This is a genomic window from Protofrankia sp. Cj3, assembly GCF_917627355.1.
In the GTDB taxonomy this organism is placed as follows: Bacteria; Actinomycetota; Actinomycetes; order Frankiales; family Frankiaceae; genus Protofrankia.
The window spans coordinates 36795-37294 of record NZ_CAKJTR010000021.1; the positions used below are offsets into that span (position 1 = coordinate 36795).

Consider the following 500-nt stretch of genomic DNA (forward strand, 5'->3'; position numbering starts at 1 on the left):
GGTCGTCATCGGCCGCGCGCCCGAGTGTGACGTGGTGCTCGCCGACCCGCTCGTCTCCCGCCGGCACGCGGAGCTGCGCCAGGCCGGGCCCGAGTGGCGGATCGTCGACCTCGGCAGCTGGAACGGGACGTTCGTCAACGGCCGCCGGGTCGGCGAAGCGACAATCGGGACCGGGGACATCGTCGGCATCGGGCACGCCCTGCTGCACCTGCAGGGCGGCACGCTCGTCGAGCACACCGACGAGGGCGACATCTCGTTCGAGGCCGACGACCTGGTCGTCACCCGCTCCGGGCGGCGACTGCTCAACGGAGTCGGGTTCACACTGCCGCAGCGCAGCCTGCTGGCTGTCGTCGGGCCGAGCGGGGCCGGGAAGTCCACCCTGCTCGGCGCGCTGACCGGGCAGCGCCCCGCCGACTCCGGTGAGGTCCGCTACGCTGGCCGCGATCTCTACGCGTCCTACGACGAGCTGCGCCAGCGCATCGGGCTCGTCCCGCAGGACG

At 73.4% G+C, this 500-nt stretch carries 1 protein-coding gene; it reads left to right on the plus strand.

Annotation, left to right across the window (positions count from 1 at the left end; genetic code table 11):
* On the plus strand, positions 1-500 hold a 500-nt coding region (locus tag MJ783_RS04885; RefSeq protein ID WP_239308720.1), incomplete at both ends, for an FHA domain-containing protein.